The organism is Rahnella laticis, from assembly GCF_015644585.1.
Lineage (GTDB): Bacteria > Pseudomonadota > Gammaproteobacteria > Enterobacterales > Enterobacteriaceae > Rahnella > Rahnella laticis.
On record NZ_JADOBI010000017.1, the window covers coordinates 38643 to 56771 of the forward strand.

Consider the following 18129-nt stretch of genomic DNA (forward strand, 5'->3'; position numbering starts at 1 on the left):
TGACAACCTATACTAACGCGCACGTTGCGCTTCTGATTTTCGGAAGTCCGACGCTCATAAAACAGGCGCTTACAGCAGGAACAAATCCACAGATGGCAGCAAAAAAACCGACCAATCAACAGAACGAAACCCGCGATCGTCAGATGGAAGGCCTGAAGCTTCCGCCGCATTCGCTGGAGGCTGAGCAATCCGTTCTGGGCGGGCTGATGCTGGACAACGAACGCTGGGATAACGTCGCGGAGCGCGTGGTCAGCAATGACTTCTTCAGCCGTCCGCATCGCCTGATTTTCACCGAAATGCAGCGTTTGCTGGAAATGAGCAAACCGATCGACCTGATTACGCTGTCCGAATCGCTCGAACAAAAAGGTGATTTAGACTCGGTCGGCGGTTTCGCTTATCTGGCAGAACTCTCTAAAAACACCCCAAGTGCGGCAAACATCGGCGCTTATGCCGATATCGTGCGCGAACGTGCCGTTGTGCGTGAAATGATTTCCGTTGCCAACGAAATCGCCGACGCCGGTTATGATCCGCAAGGTCGCAGCAGCGAAGACCTGCTCGATTTAGCCGAGTCCCGCGTATTCCAGATTGCCGAAAGCCGCGCCAGTAAAGACGAAGGCCCGAAAAGCATCGACCGCATTCTGGAAAGCACGGTGTCCCGTATCGAAGAACTGTTCCAGCGCCCGCACGATGGCGTGACGGGCGTATCGACCGGTTATGCGGATCTCGATAAGAAAACCGCCGGTCTGCAAAAATCTGACCTGATTATTGTGGCGGCGCGTCCGTCGATGGGTAAAACCACGTTTGCGATGAACCTCGCCGAAAACGCCGCGATGATGCAGGATAAACCGGTCTTAATCTTCAGTCTGGAGATGCCCGGCGACCAGATCATGATGCGTATGCTGGCGTCGCTTTCCCGCGTCGACCAGACCAAAATCCGTACCGGCCAGCTCGACGATGAAGACTGGGCGCGTATTTCCAGCACCATGGGGATTTTGCTCGAAAAACGTAACATGTATATCGATGATTCCTCCGGCCTGACGCCAACTGAAGTCCGTTCCCGCGCACGCCGTATTTTCCGCGAACACGGCGGTCTGAGCCTGATCATGATCGACTACTTACAGCTGATGCGTGTTCCGGCGCTGTCCGATAACCGTACGCTGGAAATCGCCGAAATCTCCCGCTCGCTCAAAGCGCTGGCGAAAGAATTGCAGGTGCCGGTGGTGGCGTTGTCGCAGCTGAACCGAAGCCTGGAGCAACGCGCCGACAAACGGCCGGTCAACTCCGACTTGCGTGAATCTGGTTCCATCGAGCAGGACGCCGACTTAATCATGTTCATCTATCGTGACGAGGTTTATCACGATAACAGTGAAGAAAAAGGCATCGCGCAGATCATCCTCGGTAAGCAACGTAACGGCCCGATCGGGACCGTTCGCCTGACGTTTAACGGGCAGTGGTCGCGGTTTGATAACTATGGCGGCCCGCAATACGACGAAGACTAACGTCTCAGGTTTTGACTTTATCCCTCCCCTTTCAGAAGGGGAGGTCAGGTGGGGTTTGGTTCTCAACCCCGCTTTCGGAAACTCTCCATTTCATTAAAGGACTCAAAATGAAAGCGGCTACGGCTGTCATTGATCGCCGCGCTCTGCGACACAATCTGCAACGGGTGCGTCATCTGGCGCCACAAAGTCGTCTCGTTGCGGTCGTGAAAGCAAACGCTTATGGGCACGGTTTACTGGAAACGGTTCACAGCTTGCAGGATGCCGATTATTACGGCGTGTCCCGGCTCAGCGAGGCGTTATCGCTGCGTAAATCCGGCATTGTTAAACCCATTCTCCTGCTCGAAGGTTTCTTCTCACCGGATGAATTGCCGCTGCTGGTGGAACATCAGCTCGATACCGCCGTTCACAGCATCGAACAGCTCGACGCGCTGGAAAACGCGCAACTGGCGCGCCCGCTGAATGTCTGGCTGAAACTCGACACCGGCATGCACCGTCTGGGCGTGAACCCGGCGCAGGCTGAGGCGTTTTATCAGCGTCTGAGCGCCTGCAAAAATGTTGTTCAGCCGGTCAATATGATGAGTCATTTCTGCCGTGCCGATGAGCCGGAAAGCGATGCTACGCCGAAGCAGCTGGCCTGTTTTAATGCGTTTGCCGCCGGTAAGCCGGGGCAAAAATCGATTGCCGCTTCCGGCGGGATCCTGCTCTGGCCGCAGTCGCATATGAGTCTGGTGCGTCCGGGGATTATCCTTTACGGCGTATCGCCGCTGGAAACCGGAGACGCCAGCGATTTTGGCCTGCATCCGGCGATGACGCTGACCTCCAGCCTGATTGCGGTGCGCGAGCATTTCGCCGGTGAACCGGTCGGTTACGGCAGCACCTGGACCAGCGATCGTGACACCCGTCTGGGCGTGGTGGCGATGGGGTATGGCGACGGTTATCCGCGCAGTGCGCCGGGCGGAACGCCGGTGCAGGTCAATGGCCGCATCGTGCCGCTGGTCGGACGCGTTTCGATGGACATGATCACGGTGGATTTAGGGCCGGACGCGACGGATAAAGTTGGCGATGAAGTCATCTTCTGGGGGCCAGCTCTGCCGGTTGAACGCGTTGCGCAGGCAACCGGCATCAGTGCGTATGAACTGGTCACGCAGCTCAGCGAAAGGGTTTGCCGCCAGTATATTGGCGACTGACGTTTACTTCTTCACCGCCAGCCACTGGCTGACAATTTGCTGATATTCGCCGGTGGCTTTACTCAGGTGAAGCCACTGGTCGACATACATCTTCCAGCTAATATCATCACGCGGCAGCATGTAGGCTTTCTCGCCATATTGCAGCGGCTTTTTCGGGTTCACCGCACACAGTTTCGGATAGCGTTTCTGCTGATACAGCGCTTCGGACGCATCGGTAATCATCACGTCGGCTTTCTTATCCACCAGCTTCTGGAAAATCGTCACGTTATCGCTCAGCGTCAGCGTGCCTTTTGGCAGATGGCTGTGAACGAACGCTTCATTGGTGCCGCCCGCCGGTTCAATCAGGCGAACGGAGGATTTGTTCAGCTGCTCAACGGTCTGGTATTTCCGCACATCTTCGCAACGCACCAGCGGAATTTTCCCGTCCTGATCCAGCACATTGGCAAACCATGCTTTTTGCTGGCGTTTCAGCGTGACGGAAATACCGCCCATCGCGATATCACAATGCCCGGCGTTCATTTCATCCGGCAGCGATTTCCAGGTGACCGGCACCCAGGTTGGTTTTACGCCCAGACTGGCCGCCAGTGATTCCGCCATGGCAATATCAATGCCTTCGTACTGGCCGTCTTCTTTCAAAAAGGTGTACGGTTTGTAATCGCCGGTGGTACAGACGTTCAGCGAGCCTTTTTGTAATACACGTTCAAGACGGGATGAGGTGGCGTCTGCTTGGGCCAGTGCGGGTATTGCGGCAAGAAATGCGAGAGGGTAGAGGATTTTTTTCATTATTCTTTCCTTGAGTTTAAATCACGCACAAGTATAAGAAAAAACAGCCGATAAGTAATTACCCGGTATATACCCGTCATACTTCAAGCTGTTTATGCGTTGGCTGCACCCGCTCACCCCAGTCACTTACTCGAGTAAGCTCCCGGGGATTCACGGCTTTGCCGCCTTCAAACAACTTGAATTATTTTGGGTATAGTCTTTGCAAAGTTAAATTACTATAAACAAAAATTAAAACGACAGGAAAGGTGCTATGTACAGCGTTGATGATTACGACCTGAAAATTCTGACCTTATTACAAGCTAACGGAAGACTGACTAATCAGGAATTAAGCGAGCTGGTGGGATTGTCTGCATCACAATGCTCACGTCGCCGCATTGGTCTGGAACAGGCGCAGTTAATCCTCGGTTATCATGCACGCCTGGCTCCGGAAGCGCTCGGTCTGGGTATGATAGGTTTGATTGAAGTCAGACTTATCAACCATTTACCGGCGCAGGTTGACGCTTTCCACAGCATGCTCGGTGAAGTTGATGCCATCATCGACGCCTACAAAACCACCGGTGATGCAGATTATCTGCTGAAAGTCGCCGTCAAAGATTTGGCCGGTTTGAGCACATTGATCAGCCAAATCCTGTCTGTACACAAAAGTGTGGCGCACGTGAAAACCTCGGTTGTGCTTAACCGTTTAAAAGAAAACGGTCTTTTAACCTTAGCCTGATAAAAATAACGCCAGCGTAATAAATAAAACCCTCTGTTTATTACGCACTATTATGGTGACTTATTTTGGTGCGAATTCCCGTTTCTGGTGCATGAAAATGAATTAAAATGCGCAATCTGTGCATGTAAAGATTAATTAACGCGTCACAAAATCTTATTTTCGTTTTTTAATGCAAATTACGTGCGTAAATATTGCCTTAATTTCCCGTCTCCTTAATTATCACGAAAAGACTTTTGAGTATCTTTTTCCGGGGAAAGGGGAATTATGGCAAGTTTAGACAATATTAAGCCCGTCGCTGAACAACCGCACAGCGGGCACACGCTGGTTGAAGATGCGCTGGCGATTATCATTGGTACGCTGATGGTCTCGTTTGGCGTGGTGATGCTGCGTCAGGTCGGCGCGCTGACCGGCGGAACGGCGGGGATGGCGTTTCTGGCGCATTATATTTCGCACGTCTCATTCGGTACGGCTTTCTTTATTATCAACTTACCGTTCTATTATTTATCCATCCGCCGCATGGGCTGGCAGTTCACGCTGAAAACATTTGCGGCGGTGGCGCTGGTCTCGGTGTTCTCTGATTTGCACCCGTTGTTCGTTCACTTCGATCATCTCCAACCTTTCTACGCCACGCTGTTTGCCAACGTCATCATGGGGATTGGCTTTATAGTCCTGTTCCGCCACAAAGCCAGCCTCGGCGGCGTGAATATTCTGGCGCTGTTCCTTCAGGATAAATACGGCATCCGCGCCGGTAAATTCCAGATGGGCGTTGACTGCTGCATCGTGCTGGCGTCGCTGTTTGTGGTCAGCGTTGAAATGCTGATCGCCTCCATTCTGGGCGCGGTAATCGTCAATCTGATTATCGCCATGAACCACCGGCCGGGGCGTTACAGCGTCTGACGCAAAAAAACGGCGCAGATTTCTGCACCGTTTTTTGCATTGTTTTTATGCCCGTCGTCGCCCTGTTATGCAGCGAAACCGCCGTCGATGGTCAGGCTGGAACCGGTGATATATCCCGCTTCCGGGCCTGCCAGATACGCCACGAAACCGGCGATTTCACTGTCTTTACCGTAACGATCCAGCGCCATAAAGCTCAGCATACCTTCTGCCATTTCGCCGTCAGCCGGGTTCATATCGGTATCCACCGGGCCGGGCTGCACGTTATTGACGGTAATGCCGCGCGGGCCTAAATCACGCGCCAGGCCTTTCGTCAGGCCGACGATCGCGGATTTGCTCATGGCGTACACCGCGCCGCCCTGGAACGGAATGCGATCCGCGTTGGTGCTGCCGATGGTGATGATGCGGCCGCCGTCCGGCATATGGCGCGCGGCCTGCTGGCTGGCAACAAAAACGCTGCGCACGTTAACTGCAATGGTGCGGTCGAAATCGTCGATGGTCAGCGCGTCCAGCTCGCCAAACGCCAGAATACCGGCGTTGTTGACCAGAATATCGATTTTACCGAAAGCCTGAGCGGCGTTGTCGATAGCGGAACGCACGCTGCTTTCATCGGCGCTGTCGGCTTTAATCGCAAGGGCTTTACCGCCGCTGGCTTCGATGGATTTCACCAGTGCCTGCGCTTTTTCGTCGGAAGAAACATAGGTGAAAGCGACGCTGGCACCGTCGTGGGCCAGGCGCTTAACGATAGCGGCACCGATGCCGCGTGATCCGCCCTGAACAAAAGCGGCTTTGCCTTGCAGTGATTCCTGAGTGGTCATTTTAAATGGCTCCGGTTCGAATGAGGTGACTGTTAGATCCTAGTCTATCTGGGCTGATTAGCTTCTCAGACGAACGGGCGGTTTTATATGCAATGGGTGCCCGAAAATTGACAACAATGTTGTCATCTTTTTTAACGAACTTTGATAGTCTGTGAAAGAGCAGCGATGCGCCGGTATGACTGGCGTGGATTGCCGCGCCACTCAACCAAACCAAGGAGATGTATACCGTGTTCCAACATGTTGATGCCTATGCCGGTGACCCGATTTTGTCGCTGATGGAAAGCTTTAAGACCGATCCAAGACAAGACAAAGTGAACCTGAGCATCGGTCTCTATTACGACGAGCAGGGTATTATCCCGCAACTGGCTGCGGTGGAAAACGCAGAGCAACAGCTGAACGCCGGGCCACAGGCCGCCTCAGTGTATCTGCCGATGGAAGGCCTGCCAGCGTACCGCGCAGGCATTCAGGAACTGCTGTTTGGCGCAGAACATCCGGCGCTGAAACAACAACGTATCGCCACCATTCAGACCGTTGGCGGTTCCGGCGCGCTGAAAGTGGGCGCTGACTTCCTGAAGTTTTATTTCCCGAATTCAGAAGTTTACGTGAGCGACCCGACCTGGGAAAACCACGTGGCGATTTTTGGTGGCGCAGGCTTCAAAGTGCACACCTATCCGTACTTTGACCCTGAAACGCTGGGCGTAAACTTTGAGGCGATGACTGACCGCCTGAAAACCCTGCCAGCGAAAAGCATCGTGCTGCTGCATCCGTGCTGCCACAACCCGACAGGTTCTGACCTGACGCCGGCCCAGTGGGATCAGGTGATCGAAATTACGAAACAGCGCGAGCTGATCCCGTTCCTCGACATCGCTTATCAGGGCTTTGGTGCAGGCATTGATGAAGATGCTTACGCGATCCGCGCGATGGCGTCTGCCGGTGTGAACTGCTTCGTCAGCAACTCCTTCTCGAAGATTTTCTCCCTGTACGGTGAACGCGTCGGCGGGTTGTCTGTGGTATGTGAAGACAGCGACGCCGCGGGCCGCGTACTGGGCCAGCTGAAAGCGACCGTGCGCCGCAACTACTCCAGCCCGCCGAATTTCGGTGCGAAAGTGGTGGCGAAAGTCCTGAGCGACAGTGCGCTGAACGCGCAGTGGAAAGCCGAAGTAGAGAAAATGCGCACCCGTATTCTTGAAATGCGTCACACGCTGGTCGACAGCCTGAAAGTCGCCTTGCCGGGTCGTGATTTCAATTACCTGCTGCAACAGCGCGGGATGTTCAGCTACACCGGGTTCAGCGAAGAACAGGTTGTCCGTCTGCGTGAGGAATTCGGCGTTTACCTGATCCTCAGCGGTCGCGTGTGCATGGCCGGCCTGAATCACCATAACGTGAAACAGGTCGCCGAAGCCTTCGCTGCCGTGCAATAACTCCCCGTTTTACACCAAAAGGGCTGACAGCGATGTCGGCCCTTTTTTGTATTTGCGATCTCATACCTTTCTTTTTCGCCATGTTGCTGCACACTAAATAGACGATTTCGGTAATGGAATCGTTCACCTCAGAGACGGAGAAAGGCAAAAATGACCAGTCTGGAATTGCTCGACTACTGCATGGGAAAACCCGGAGCAGAGCAAAGTACGCAGAACCAATACGGTGCGAATCAGATAAAAGTGGGCGGCGTGATGTTCGCAATGTTCTGCGATTGTCAGGGATTTGAGGCGGTTTCGCTGAAAACCAGCCTCGAAATGGCCGGAAAGCTGCGGGCTGAACACACCTGCATTCTTCCCGGCGAGAACCTCAATAAAGCGCACTGGAATACCGTCGTGCTTGACGGCAGTTTGCCGAACTCTCAGCTTTATTCCCTGATCGACAGTTCCTACAAAATGGTCGTTTCCGCGTTGCCGGAGAATACCCGTCAGGAATTCGGCGTCTGATCGCCGGGCCACTGGCCGGTGCCCAGTGTCGCAGGCGAATAATCAGGCGCTTCTCCGCGCCACGGCAACGCTGCGCGAAAGCGCCATACGCGGGTGATGTCCAGGCTCCAGTAACGTTCCGCACCTGAAGGACCGGGGATTTCCTCCGGCTGCCAGTGAATTTTGGTGTGCCCCTGTAAATGCAGAATATCGCCGCCGGCGAAATCGATAAACAGCAGCGCGGCGCGGGGCTCGGCCAGCAGATTTCCCAGCGTATTCATATACTGATTTCCCCGGTAGTCCGGCACCCACAGCCGGTTTCCCACCAGATGCGCAAACCCCGGCTGACCACCGCGATGCGACACATCGGTTCCGCCATGCGCGTGGCTGGCGATGAAAAAAGTATCGGCACGCGCAATCAGCGCGCGGGCGTCTTCGTCCGGTTCCGTCATGTCTTCGCGTGCGGGCAATGGTTGGTCTACCGGAACGTCCGTCAGTTCGCGGATCTGAATATACTTCGGACAGTTGCCAAAACTTTGATCGATGAGGATCTCGATCCGGTTTTTGTCCATGCGGCCGATCCTGCCGTTTGCCCGGTTTCGTCTGCGGTTGGAGAAATCGATCCCCAGCGCGCCGACCTGTTTCCCCGGTTCCAGCGCGGCCTGCGCCGGATCGTCGGGACGTCGTGGCGCATTCACCCGCAGATGTTTGTCATCCGGCGCGCGAATAAAACCGGCGGGACCGGTCAGGATCGTCGCCACCGGCCAGTCATTTTCATCCAGCGTGGCGACAAACAGATAAGGCAGCGCGGCAAAAAACAACCGGTGCTGTTCCGGCATCGCCTCGCGTATTCCGTGCGCAGAAACATCGAACCCCGCCAGATCCTGCGCCAGGATTTCACCGGCATGGAATACGCTGTTCATGGCGGCTTACAGCGCTCTTTCGGGCAACGGCGACGCAGGAAGCGGCGTGAAGCCCGGCAGATTTTCAATCCGTTTCAGCCAGCGGCGGATCGCCGGATAATCTTCCAGCGAAACACCGCCTTCCGGCGCCGCGGCGATGTAGCTGTAGCAGGCCAGATCGCCAATCGTGGCGCGGTCGGTCGCCAGAAACTCATGCACTTCAACATGCTTTTCCAGCTGCGGCAGGAATTTCGCCGTCAGCGCCAGCGCGTAGTCATAAGGTTCCGGTGCAGAAAATTGTTTCACCATCCGTGTTGAAGCCGGGCCAAAACGCACTTCACCGGCGGCGCGGGACAACCATTTCTGCACTTCCGCTGCTTTCAGCGGATCTTCCGGCAGCCAGTGACTGTCTGGTGCGTAGCGTTTCACCAGATACACCAGAATGGCGTTGCTGTCGGTGATGACGTGTTCGCCATCGACTAAAACAGGCACCTGTTGCAACGGATTCAGGTGAGCAAATTCTTCGGTTTTGCGTTCGGCGGCACCGGCTTCTTTCAGCTCAAAAGGCAGATTGAGCATTTTAAGCAATAAGGTGACGCGGTGGCAGTGGCCGGAAAGCGGCGTGCCGAAAAGCTGGATGGCGGGCATGGAATGTCTCCTTTGTCTGTGTCGTATAAACATTACTCTTGCGCGAAATGATTGTGATCCACGAAGATTGAAATTGAGTGTTTCACTTTGTGGAAGAATCTATGGACCGTTTGGACGAAATGGCGATTTTTGTCGCTGTACTTCAGTATGGCAGCCTGGCGGAAGCCGCCCGTAAACTTCACCGTTCGCCGCCAGCAATCACGCGCGCGATTGCCTCGCTGGAACACCGCTTCGGTGCGCGACTGGTCGAGCGCACCACCCGCAGTCTGGCGCCGACAGAAGCGGGCGCACGTCTGGCTGAAAAAGCGCGTCTGTTGCTCAGCCACTATCAGGACGCCGTCGAAGACACCGCTGAAACCCAGCTGAGCGGCCTGTTGCGGCTGACTGCGCCGGTTCAGTTCGGGCGTAAACACGTTGCGCCGCTGGTGATGGAATTTCTCGAACAGAACCCGGACATGCAGATTGAGATGATGCTCAGCGACCGGAATCTGGACTTAATCGACGAAGGGCTGGATCTGGCGGTGCGTATCGGGCATCAGGAAGATTCGGGCAAAGTGGCGCGTAAAGTGGCCGACGTCACCCGCGTGCTGGTCGCCAGCCCGGCGTATCTGGCGCAGCACGGCCTGCCGCAGCATCCGTCAGATCTTGCGACGCATCAGACCATCATGGGCACGCTGCGCACGCAAATCCGTGAATGGCGGTTCGGGCCGCATGAAGACGATCTGCGCGTCCGGCTTTCGCCGCGTTTGCTGCTCAATGATGTCGAATCCCAGTTGCTGGCGGTGCGAAGCGGACGCGGGATTGCGCGGTTGTTGTCGTATCAGGTGAGCGAAGATTTGCAGGCCGGAAGCATGGTCCGGCTGCTGACGGATTTTGAACCGCTGCCACTGCCGGTACAACTGGTCGCGCAACAGGTGCAGCAAATGCCACGCAAAGTCCGGACATTCTGGGATTTCGCCTTCCAGCGCCTGAGCGTGCTGCCGCAGCTACATCCTTTAAAGGGTGACGCGGGTCACGATCCTTTGTTGTAAAAATAACCTACTCTGAGAGTTGTGCAAAAACAGTGAGTTACTTCAGGACAGGTTGTCCGTCTGCTCACGCCAACCCAGAAGGAAAGGATGATGACCCGCAACAAGCTGAATCTTGCCACGCTTTTGATACTGGCGCTTAGCGCGCTGTTCCCCCTAACCGTTTTCGCGCAAAGCCTGCCGCAGGATGCTGACGCGTCTGTTCCGGCGAGGAACTACATTACGGTCGTGAACCCGGATCTCACGATTACCTACCGGCTTTATGCGCCCGGTGCGGAGCATGTGGACGTGGTGACCGGTGCAACGCCGGTGACTTACATTCCGCATCAGATGACCAAAGACGAAAAAGGCGTCTGGAGCTGGACGTCGGACGCGCAGAAAGCCAATCTCTACGAATACTTCTTCAACGTTGACGGCCTGCGAATTGCTGATCCGGGAAGCGCACTGCCGAAACCGCAGCGTCAGGTGAACACCAGCCTGATACTGGTGCCGGGCAGCATTCTGGATGTGAAAAACGTGGCGCATGGCGAAGTGCGCACATTGACCTATCATTCTGCGGCGCTCAATTCTGAGCGTCAGGTCGCGGTCTGGACGCCGCCGGGCTATACCGATGCTTCACAACCTTTGCCGGTGCTGTATTTCTATCACGGTTTTGGCGATACCGGCCGCTCGGCGCTGGATCAGGGGCGCATTCCGCAAATCATGGATAATCTGCTGGCAGAGAAAAAAATCGTACCGATGCTGGTTGTCATTCCTGATACGGAAACCGACGCCAAAGGCGTGGTGCCGGAAGATTACGTCACTAAAGATCGCCGCAAGGAATTCTATCCGCGCAACGCGGCGGCGGCAGATAAAGAGCTGACAGAAGACATTATCCCGCTTATTTCAAAAACCTTCCGCGTGCGCGATGACTCGGCAGGGCGGGCATTAGCCGGACTTTCGCAGGGCGGCTATCAGACGCTGGTCAGCGGCATGACACATCTTGACCAGTTCGGCTGGCTGGCAACATTCAGCGGGGTCAGCACGACGACCGTACCAAACGCAGATGTCGAAAAACGTTTTGCTGAACCCGATAAAATCAACGCGCAGCTGAAAAACTTCACGGTCGTTGTCGGAGAAAAAGACGTGGTGACGGGCAAAGATATTGCGGGACTGAAATCAGAGCTTGAGCAACGCAAGATTAAGTTCGATTACCACGAGTATCCGAATCTCGGTCATGAAATGGACGTCTGGCGCCCGGCGTACGCGGAGTTTGTGCAGAAGATATTTAAATAAGGTTTAGCTGGAATGCGGATTGGTTTTAGCTCCTCCCCTTCACAGGGGAGGAAGCCAAAAACATTAAGCTGTTTTCTTCGCCTGCTGGCTGTGGCGTTCGAGCAGCGGTTTCAGGAAGCGTGCGGTGTGCGATTCTTTGCATTCCGCGACGGTTTCCGGTGTCCCGGCAACCAGAATCTGGCCGCCGCCTGCACCGCCTTCCGGCCCCAGATCGACAATCCAGTCCGCGGTTTTAATCACGTCCAGATTGTGTTCAATCACCACAATGGTATTGCCCTGATCGCGCAACTGATGCAGCACTTCCAGCAATTGCTGGATGTCGGCAAAGTGCAGACCGGTGGTCGGTTCGTCGAGAATATACAGCGTCTGGCCGGTGCCGCGTTTGGAAAGCTCACGCGCCAGTTTCACACGCTGCGCTTCACCGCCGGACAGCGTGGTCGCTGACTGGCCGAGGCTGATATACGTCAGGCCGACGTCGATTAACGTCTGCAATTTACGCGCAAGGGCAGGGACCGCGTCGAAGAAATCACGGGCTTCTTCAATCGTCATTTCCAGCACTTCGTGAATGCTCTTGCCTTTGTATTTAATTTCCAGCGTTTCGCGGTTATAGCGTTTGCCTTTGCACTGATCGCACGGCACATAAATATCCGGCAGGAAGTGCATTTCGACTTTGATTACGCCATCGCCCTGACAGGCTTCACAGCGCCCGCCTTTGACGTTGAAACTGAAACGCCCTGGCGTATAGCCTCGTGAACGTGATTCCGGCACACCGGCAAACAGTTCGCGAACCGGCGTGAAAATGCCGGTGTACGTCGCCGGGTTAGAGCGCGGCGTTCGGCCAATCGGGCTCTGGTCGATGTCGATCACTTTATCGAAATGCCCCAGACCTTCGATTTCACGGTATGGCGCAGCTTCGGCGATGGTCGCGCCGTTCAGTTCGCGCTGTGCCAGCGGGAACAACGTGTCGTTAATGAGCGTCGATTTGCCTGAGCCGGACACGCCGGTGATGCAGGTGAACAGGCCCACCGGCAGCGTCAGCGTGACATCTTTCAGATTGTTGCCTTTCGCGCCGGACAGTTTCAGCACTTTCGTTGCGTCCGCAGGCACACGCTGCGCAGGCACAGAAATTTCACGTTTACCGCTGAGGAACTGGCCGGTCAGCGATTCTTCGTTCGCCATGATGTCTTCTGCGGTGCCTTCTGCAACCACTTCACCGCCGTGGACGCCAGCGCCAGGGCCGATATCGATAATATGGTCTGCTGCGCGGATTGCGTCTTCGTCGTGTTCTACCACGATGACCGTATTGCCGAGATCACGCAGGTGGATCAGGGTTTCCAGCAGACGTTCGTTGTCGCGCTGATGCAGGCCGATGGACGGTTCGTCCAGCACGTACATCACGCCTACCAGACCGGCACCAATCTGGCTCGCCAGACGGATACGCTGGGCTTCCCCGCCGGACAGCGTTTCGGCAGAACGGGACAGCGAAAGATAATTCAGGCCGACGTTCACCAGGAATTTCAGGCGATCGCCGATTTCTTTCAGCACTTTCTCAGCGATTTTTGCGCGCTGGCCGCTGAGTTTCATGTTGCGGAAGAAATCCATCGCATGGCCGATGCTGAAATCAGAGATTTCCGGCAGCGTGGTTTCTTCGACAAACACGTTACGCGCTTCTTCGCGCAGACGCGTGCCTTTACAGGATGTACAAGGGCGGTTGCTGATGTATTTCGACAGTTCTTCGCGCACGGCGCTGGATTCCGTTTCTTTATAACGGCGTTCCATGTTGTGCAGCACACCTTCGAACGGATGGCGACGGATTGATGTGTCACCGCGATCGTTGATGTATTTGAATTCAATAGAGGTTTTGCCGGAACCGTGCAGGATTGCATGACGCACGTCGCTGCTCAGTTCGTTAAACGGCGCTTCCACATCGAAATCGTAATGCTCGCCCAGTGAGCGCAGCATCTGGAAATAATAGAAGTTACGGCGATCCCAGCCGCGGATTGCGCCACCGGCCAGGGAAAGCTCAGGGTTTTGCACCACGCGTTCCGGATCGAAGAACTGCTGCACGCCCAAACCATCGCAGGTCGGGCAGGCACCGGCCGGGTTGTTGAACGAGAACATCCGTGGTTCGAGTTCGCGCATGCTGTAGCCACACACCGGACAGGCGAAGTTGGCAGAGAACAGCATTTCGTCCGCTTTCGGGTCATCCATATCGGCGACCACTGCGGTACCGCCGGACAATTCCAGCGCGGTTTCGAAGGATTCCGCGAGGCGCTGCGCCAGATCATCACGCACTTTAAAGCGGTCAACGACCACTTCGATGGTGTGTTTTTTCTGCAATTCCAGCTTCGGCGGATCCGACAAATCACAAACTTCGCCGTCGATACGCGCACGGATATAGCCTTGTGATGCCAGATTTTCCAGCGTTTTGGTGTGCTCGCCTTTACGGTCTTTCACGATCGTTGCGAGCAGCATCAGGCGCTGGCCTTCCGGCTGCGCGAGTACGTTATCCACCATCTGGCTGACGGTCTGCGCGGACAACGGAATATTGTGATCCGGGCAGCGCGGCTCGCCCACGCGGGCAAACAGCAGACGCAGGTAGTCGTGGATTTCGGTAATCGTCCCGACGGTGGAACGCGGGTTATGTGATGTTGATTTTTGCTCAATCGAAATCGCCGGAGACAGACCTTCAATATGGTCGACGTCCGGTTTTTCCATTAAGGATAAAAATTGGCGTGCATAGGCAGACAGCGACTCGACGTAGCGGCGCTGGCCTTCGGCGTACAGCGTATCGAACGCCAGAGAGGACTTGCCTGAACCGGATAAGCCGGTGACAACAATCAGTTTGTCGCGCGGGATAATCAGGTTGATATTCTTGAGATTATGGGTGCGTGCGCCCCGAACTTCGATCTTATCCATTCATCATTCCCGGATTAACTTGATAGCTCACCGTGCCGGTGACCGTCGGAAAGTGTGGCATCGCGCCGGTCAGCGAATCAGGCACAGAGAAGAACGTAACGCGCAATTATGACACAAATCACAGCCCATGCCACCCCAAAACCTGAATGTATATCCAGTACTCGATGTAACAGTGGAGTGTTTACTGAACATTCTGGAAAGAATGCCACAACGTTTTACATCCGTGGTACGAAGGTAGCGTTTTGTGGTTATAATGTCGCGAAGTGAGTCCCCTCACACCCAACACTGTGGTTTCAGCCACGACATACATCATCAGGAGAATCCACATGGCCAGCAGAGGCGTAAACAAAGTTATTCTCGTCGGTAATCTCGGACAAGATCCAGAAATCCGCTACATGCCAAACGGCGGCGCCGTTGCCAACATGACGCTGGCAACCTCCGAAAGCTGGCGTGACAAAGCCACCGGCGAGCAGAAAGAGAAAACAGAATGGCACCGCGTTGTGCTGTTCGGCAAATTAGCCGAAGTTGCCGGTGAATACCTGAAAAAGGGTTCACAGGTTTACATCGAAGGTGCACTGCAAACCCGTAAATGGACCGATCAGGCTGGCGTAGAAAAATACACCACCGAAGTCGTTGTTAACGTAGGCGGCACCATGCAGATGCTCGGTGGCCGTACCGGCGGCGGCGCACCAGCGGGTGGCGGTCAGGCATCAGCAGGCGGCGGCCAGCAAGGCGGTTGGGGTCAGCCTCAGCAGCCACAAGGCGGCAACCAGTTCAGCGGCGGCCAGCAGGCTCGTCCGGCTGCGCAAAACAACGCGCCAGCACAGAGCAACGAACCTCCAATGGATTTCGACGACGACATCCCGTTCTGATTCTGTGCCTTCGGGCATCGATGTCAGTACAACAAAAAGCCCCTCGCGGGGCTTTTTGCTTTTCTGCGCCAGGCAATCTCTGGCCCTTACACTTTCTCTACCGCGCCAAACACCAGCCTTCCCTGATGGAATGTCGCTTTTACGTCGGACACCCGCGCGACGGCTTCGGCTGAACAGCTGGCATCGACCAGGATCATTTCGGCGTTGTCGTTGAGTGCGGGCCACTGGCGTTTCCCGGCGTCGTCGAGCGGCAGGATATTGCCGGTGGCGATGGCGAGGGAGCGCGTCAGGCCGAATTCGTCGGAGTTGCCGTAGAGCTGGGCGTACAGACTGGCTTTTTCCAGCATGCTGCCGGTGCCGAACGGTGACCAGTGGTCGATCACGCTGTCGGTGCCGGTCATGACGAAGACGCCTTTCTGGCTCAGCTGCGGCAGCGGCATGTTCAGTTTGCCGAGCGGAATGGTGGAGGCCACGGTGAACTGCTGTTCGGACAGCCCGTTGATGACTTCATCCAGCTCCGCGCCCTGCATCATCGCCAGCGCAAAACCGTGGCTGAGTGTCACTTTGCCTTTCAGTTGCGGATTTTTCTCCACGGTCAGAATCATGTATTTCACTGCGGCGATCACGGCAGGCGTCGTTTCGTGCAGATGAATATCCACGCCTTTATTCGTATCGAGCGCAATCTGGAACATCGCGTCCAGCGACTTTTCCATTGCGCCGTCAACGTTGGTCGGATCCAGCCCGCCGACGTACTGCACACCCATTTGCATCGCTTCGCGCATCAGGCCGTCCACTTTCGAATGCAACAAACCGTGTTGAGGAAACGCCACAATCTCACAACTGAAATCCTGCTGATGTTTTTCCAGCGCGATTTTCAGATGTTCGAGGCTTTTCAGGCCGCTGACCGGGTCGATATTGCAATGGCTGCGCGCCACGGTGGTGCCTTTGGAATGCAGCAACCCGATGATCGCTTCGGCGTGTTCGACCGACGTCGGCAGCAGTTTCGGGATCAGCACCTGCTCGCGGGCAATCATATCCATGATGGTTTTGCCTTTACGCGGGCGCGGCGCTTCCCATTTGCCGCCGTAAAAGGTTTTGTCGAGGTGGATGTGCATGTCGCGCGTGGCGGGCAGAAGAAGCAGCCCTTTAGCGTCAAAGGCCGGTAACGTGCTGGCCGGGGCGTCTTTTGCAGGCAGAATCGCCACAATTTTGCCGTTATTAATCTCGAGATTGTACAGGCCGGTTTGCGTACCAGTCACCATGTCGCCTTCGCGCTCGAAACCTTCTTCCAGCCGGACATTACGCAGCTGGTAGTGCGTGGCAGAAATCGTTGTCGCCTGACGGGGATCGTCACAGGTTTCAATGTTCTGACCGGCGCGGACGGTAGACGCCGACGCCATGCCGGAGGCCAGCAGGGCACCTGTGGCCGTGACTTTTGCGCTGTTTGAGAGAAAGTTTCTGCGGCTTTGTTGCTGAGGGTTTTGCACGTCGAATTCCTTATTCATGATGCTCAGAGGATGCTGCTTTTCTCTTCACCCTAAAAGATCTCTCCGGTTCCGGCTGCGATATTTCCCACTGCCTGTCAGTGGGAAACGCAATGCTCAGCTGAGCTGGCAAAACTCGCGCAATTTTCCCGCCAGCGCGATTTGCGCCGCCGTGGCGTCCGGGCGGTAAAACAGCGCCAGCTCGACGTTATCCACGGTGGGTAAGCCGCTTTCTGCGCCGAGAATACGGTGTTCCGGCGTGACACAGCTGGCGGGCAGAAGCGTGATGCCCAGCCCGGCGGCGCTTGCGGCGACCAGCGCAGCGAGGCTGGCGCTGCTGTAACTGATACGCCAGCTGCGCCCGATGGCGTCCAGCGCCTGGCACAATTCTTCGCGATACAAACCGTTGAGCGGGAACAGCACCAGCGGCACCGGGTCGCGCTCAAAAGCCGGAAACCCGGCGCTGTCGAGCCACAGCATCGGCTCGGGGCGCGACGCATTGGCTTTCTCGCCGGTCAGCTGTTTCACCAGAATAATATCCAGCATGTCCTGCTGCCACGCGCGGCGCAGTTCGTGGCTCAGGCCGCTGGTGACATCCAGCCGGATATGCGGATGTTCGCGGCAAAACTGCGCCAGCAAAGACGTGGTGGCAGCCGCAAAATCTTCCGGCACGCCAAGACGCACAATGCCGTCCGGCCACTGATCGCTCAGCGCGTCGTGCGCCTCGCCGTTAAGCGCGATAATTCGCCGCGCATAGCCGAGCAGCCGCTCGCCTTCTTCGGTGAGCTGAACCTGATGCGACGTGCGCTCGAGCAAGGGTTTACCCAGCGCTTCTTCGAGCCGCCGGACCTGCTGGCTCACCGTCGATTGCGAAAGATAAACGCGGTCGGCGGCGCGGGTAAAACTGCCGGTTTCGCAAACGGCCACAAAACTGAGCAACTGTTGCGGGCTGAACATGGGATAGCGATTCATTTCATCACTACTTCTGGTTGTGGTATTTGAAATCTGAATAGTCAGAAGAGTATCAACCTTCGCGCTCACGCACCAGACTGGCTTGTTGCGCTCCGTTTGCGCTAAAAGAGTGCCTTGTTTTAGCGCATTCAGGCCGGACTTCGGCGGGTATTTATTTGCCTTAAGATTGTATACAAGGCTTATTGCGCAAATCCGCTTTCTGGTACAGAAATTGCTTTTTCCTTGTGAG

General features: G+C 55.6%; 16 protein-coding genes. 9 read left to right on the forward strand and 7 right to left on the reverse strand.

Annotation, left to right across the window (positions count from 1 at the left end):
- Positions 1-92: 92 nt before the first annotated feature.
- On the forward strand, positions 93-1499 hold the full coding sequence (gene dnaB / locus IV433_RS24355; RefSeq protein ID WP_101074864.1) for a replicative DNA helicase: 1407 nt from the start codon (positions 93-95) through the stop codon (positions 1497-1499).
- 107 nt (positions 1500-1606) lie between these two features.
- On the forward strand, positions 1607-2686 hold the full coding sequence (gene alr, locus IV433_RS24360) for an alanine racemase (protein WP_195816324.1): 1080 nt from the start codon (positions 1607-1609) through the stop codon (positions 2684-2686).
- A gap of 3 nt (positions 2687-2689) precedes the next feature.
- Here the strand turns inward: alr and IV433_RS24365 are convergent, their stop codons facing one another.
- Positions 2690-3469: a transporter substrate-binding domain-containing protein gene (locus tag IV433_RS24365; protein ID WP_195816323.1), complete on the reverse strand. Its 780-nt coding sequence runs from the start codon at positions 3467-3469 to the stop codon at positions 2690-2692.
- Between the two features lie 250 nt (positions 3470-3719).
- On the opposite strand from IV433_RS24365, the gene IV433_RS24370 reads away from it, so the two are divergent.
- Positions 3720-4184: an Lrp/AsnC family transcriptional regulator gene (locus IV433_RS24370; RefSeq protein WP_165061242.1), complete on the forward strand. Its 465-nt coding sequence runs from the start codon at positions 3720-3722 to the stop codon at positions 4182-4184.
- Positions 4185-4448: 264 nt separating this feature from the next.
- On the forward strand, positions 4449-5081 hold the full coding sequence (locus IV433_RS24375) for a YitT family protein (protein ID WP_195816322.1): 633 nt from the start codon (positions 4449-4451) through the stop codon (positions 5079-5081).
- A gap of 65 nt (positions 5082-5146) precedes the next feature.
- Here the strand turns inward: IV433_RS24375 and IV433_RS24380 are convergent, their stop codons facing one another.
- Positions 5147-5896 (reverse strand): 3-oxoacyl-ACP reductase family protein, encoded by a 750-nt coding sequence (locus IV433_RS24380; protein WP_195816321.1) that lies wholly within the window; start codon positions 5894-5896, stop codon positions 5147-5149.
- Between the two features lie 227 nt (positions 5897-6123).
- Here IV433_RS24380 and IV433_RS24385 point away from each other — a divergent pair, with 227 nt between their 5' ends.
- Positions 6124-7317 (forward strand): amino acid aminotransferase, encoded by a 1194-nt coding sequence (locus tag IV433_RS24385; RefSeq protein ID WP_195816320.1) that lies wholly within the window; start codon positions 6124-6126, stop codon positions 7315-7317.
- A 150-nt stretch (positions 7318-7467) separates the two neighbouring features.
- Positions 7468-7821: an MmcQ/YjbR family DNA-binding protein gene (locus tag IV433_RS24390; protein ID WP_101074872.1), complete on the forward strand. Its 354-nt coding sequence runs from the start codon at positions 7468-7470 to the stop codon at positions 7819-7821.
- Here the strand turns inward: IV433_RS24390 and IV433_RS24395 are convergent.
- Both IV433_RS24395 and IV433_RS24400 read right to left on the reverse strand, forming a co-directional pair.
- Positions 7803-8723: a pyridoxamine 5'-phosphate oxidase family protein gene (locus IV433_RS24395; RefSeq protein WP_195816319.1), complete on the reverse strand. Its 921-nt coding sequence runs from the start codon at positions 8721-8723 to the stop codon at positions 7803-7805. The two genes, IV433_RS24390 and IV433_RS24395, sit on opposite strands and share 19 nt — an antisense overlap.
- A gap of 6 nt (positions 8724-8729) precedes the next feature.
- Positions 8730-9350, reverse strand: coding sequence for a glutathione S-transferase family protein (locus IV433_RS24400; RefSeq protein WP_195816318.1), 621 nt, complete (start codon positions 9348-9350; stop codon positions 8730-8732).
- A gap of 101 nt (positions 9351-9451) precedes the next feature.
- Here IV433_RS24400 and IV433_RS24405 point away from each other — a divergent pair, with 101 nt between their 5' ends.
- Positions 9452-10381 carry a LysR family transcriptional regulator gene (locus tag IV433_RS24405; protein WP_195816317.1) on the forward strand — a complete coding sequence of 310 codons (930 nt, stop codon included), beginning with the start codon at positions 9452-9454 and terminating at the stop codon, positions 10379-10381.
- A gap of 90 nt (positions 10382-10471) precedes the next feature.
- A complete protein-coding gene (locus IV433_RS24410) occupies positions 10472-11653 on the forward strand; it encodes an alpha/beta hydrolase-fold protein (protein ID WP_195816350.1) in 1182 nt (393 codons plus the stop codon).
- A 63-nt stretch (positions 11654-11716) separates the two neighbouring features.
- Here IV433_RS24410 and uvrA read toward each other — a convergent pair whose 3' ends face one another.
- Complete coding sequence (gene uvrA / locus IV433_RS24415; RefSeq protein ID WP_195816316.1) at positions 11717-14572, reverse strand: excinuclease ABC subunit UvrA; 2856 nt, start codon at positions 14570-14572, stop codon at positions 11717-11719.
- Positions 14573-14898: 326 nt separating this feature from the next.
- Here uvrA and IV433_RS24420 point away from each other — a divergent pair, with 326 nt between their 5' ends.
- On the forward strand, positions 14899-15444 hold the full coding sequence (locus tag IV433_RS24420; RefSeq protein WP_101074878.1) for a single-stranded DNA-binding protein: 546 nt from the start codon (positions 14899-14901) through the stop codon (positions 15442-15444).
- 86 nt (positions 15445-15530) lie between these two features.
- Here the strand turns inward: IV433_RS24420 and IV433_RS24425 are convergent, their stop codons facing one another.
- A complete protein-coding gene (locus IV433_RS24425) occupies positions 15531-16931 on the reverse strand; it encodes an amidohydrolase family protein (RefSeq protein ID WP_195816315.1) in 1401 nt (466 codons plus the stop codon).
- 114 nt (positions 16932-17045) lie between these two features.
- Positions 17046-17900, reverse strand: coding sequence for a LysR family transcriptional regulator (locus IV433_RS24430; protein WP_195816314.1), 855 nt, complete (start codon positions 17898-17900; stop codon positions 17046-17048).
- Positions 17901-18129 lie beyond the last annotated feature (229 nt).

What these genes read in the sequence shown, in the direction of transcription:
- IV433_RS24400 (WP_195816318.1), bottom strand. Translation starts at nt 9,350, where the DNA reads ATGCCCGCCATCCAGCTTTTCGGCACGCCGCTTTCCGGCCACTGCCAC.
- uvrA (WP_195816316.1), bottom strand. Translation starts at nt 14,572, where the DNA reads ATGGATAAGATCGAAGTTCGGGGCGCACGCACCCATAATCTCAAGAAT.
- dnaB (WP_101074864.1), top strand. Translation starts at nt 93, where the DNA reads ATGGCAGCAAAAAAACCGACCAATCAACAGAACGAAACCCGCGATCGT.
- IV433_RS24375 (WP_195816322.1), top strand. Translation starts at nt 4,449, where the DNA reads ATGGCAAGTTTAGACAATATTAAGCCCGTCGCTGAACAACCGCACAGC.
- IV433_RS24380 (WP_195816321.1), bottom strand. Translation starts at nt 5,896, where the DNA reads ATGACCACTCAGGAATCACTGCAAGGCAAAGCCGCTTTTGTTCAGGGC.
- IV433_RS24365 (WP_195816323.1), bottom strand. Translation starts at nt 3,469, where the DNA reads ATGAAAAAAATCCTCTACCCTCTCGCATTTCTTGCCGCAATACCCGCA.
- IV433_RS24420 (WP_101074878.1), top strand. Translation starts at nt 14,899, where the DNA reads ATGGCCAGCAGAGGCGTAAACAAAGTTATTCTCGTCGGTAATCTCGGA.
- IV433_RS24405 (WP_195816317.1), top strand. Translation starts at nt 9,452, where the DNA reads ATGGACCGTTTGGACGAAATGGCGATTTTTGTCGCTGTACTTCAGTAT.
- IV433_RS24370 (WP_165061242.1), top strand. Translation starts at nt 3,720, where the DNA reads ATGTACAGCGTTGATGATTACGACCTGAAAATTCTGACCTTATTACAA.
- alr (WP_195816324.1), top strand. Translation starts at nt 1,607, where the DNA reads ATGAAAGCGGCTACGGCTGTCATTGATCGCCGCGCTCTGCGACACAAT.
- IV433_RS24430 (WP_195816314.1), bottom strand. Translation starts at nt 17,900, where the DNA reads ATGAATCGCTATCCCATGTTCAGCCCGCAACAGTTGCTCAGTTTTGTG.
- IV433_RS24410 (WP_195816350.1), top strand. Translation starts at nt 10,472, where the DNA reads ATGACCCGCAACAAGCTGAATCTTGCCACGCTTTTGATACTGGCGCTT.
- IV433_RS24390 (WP_101074872.1), top strand. Translation starts at nt 7,468, where the DNA reads ATGACCAGTCTGGAATTGCTCGACTACTGCATGGGAAAACCCGGAGCA.
- IV433_RS24395 (WP_195816319.1), bottom strand. Translation starts at nt 8,723, where the DNA reads ATGAACAGCGTATTCCATGCCGGTGAAATCCTGGCGCAGGATCTGGCG.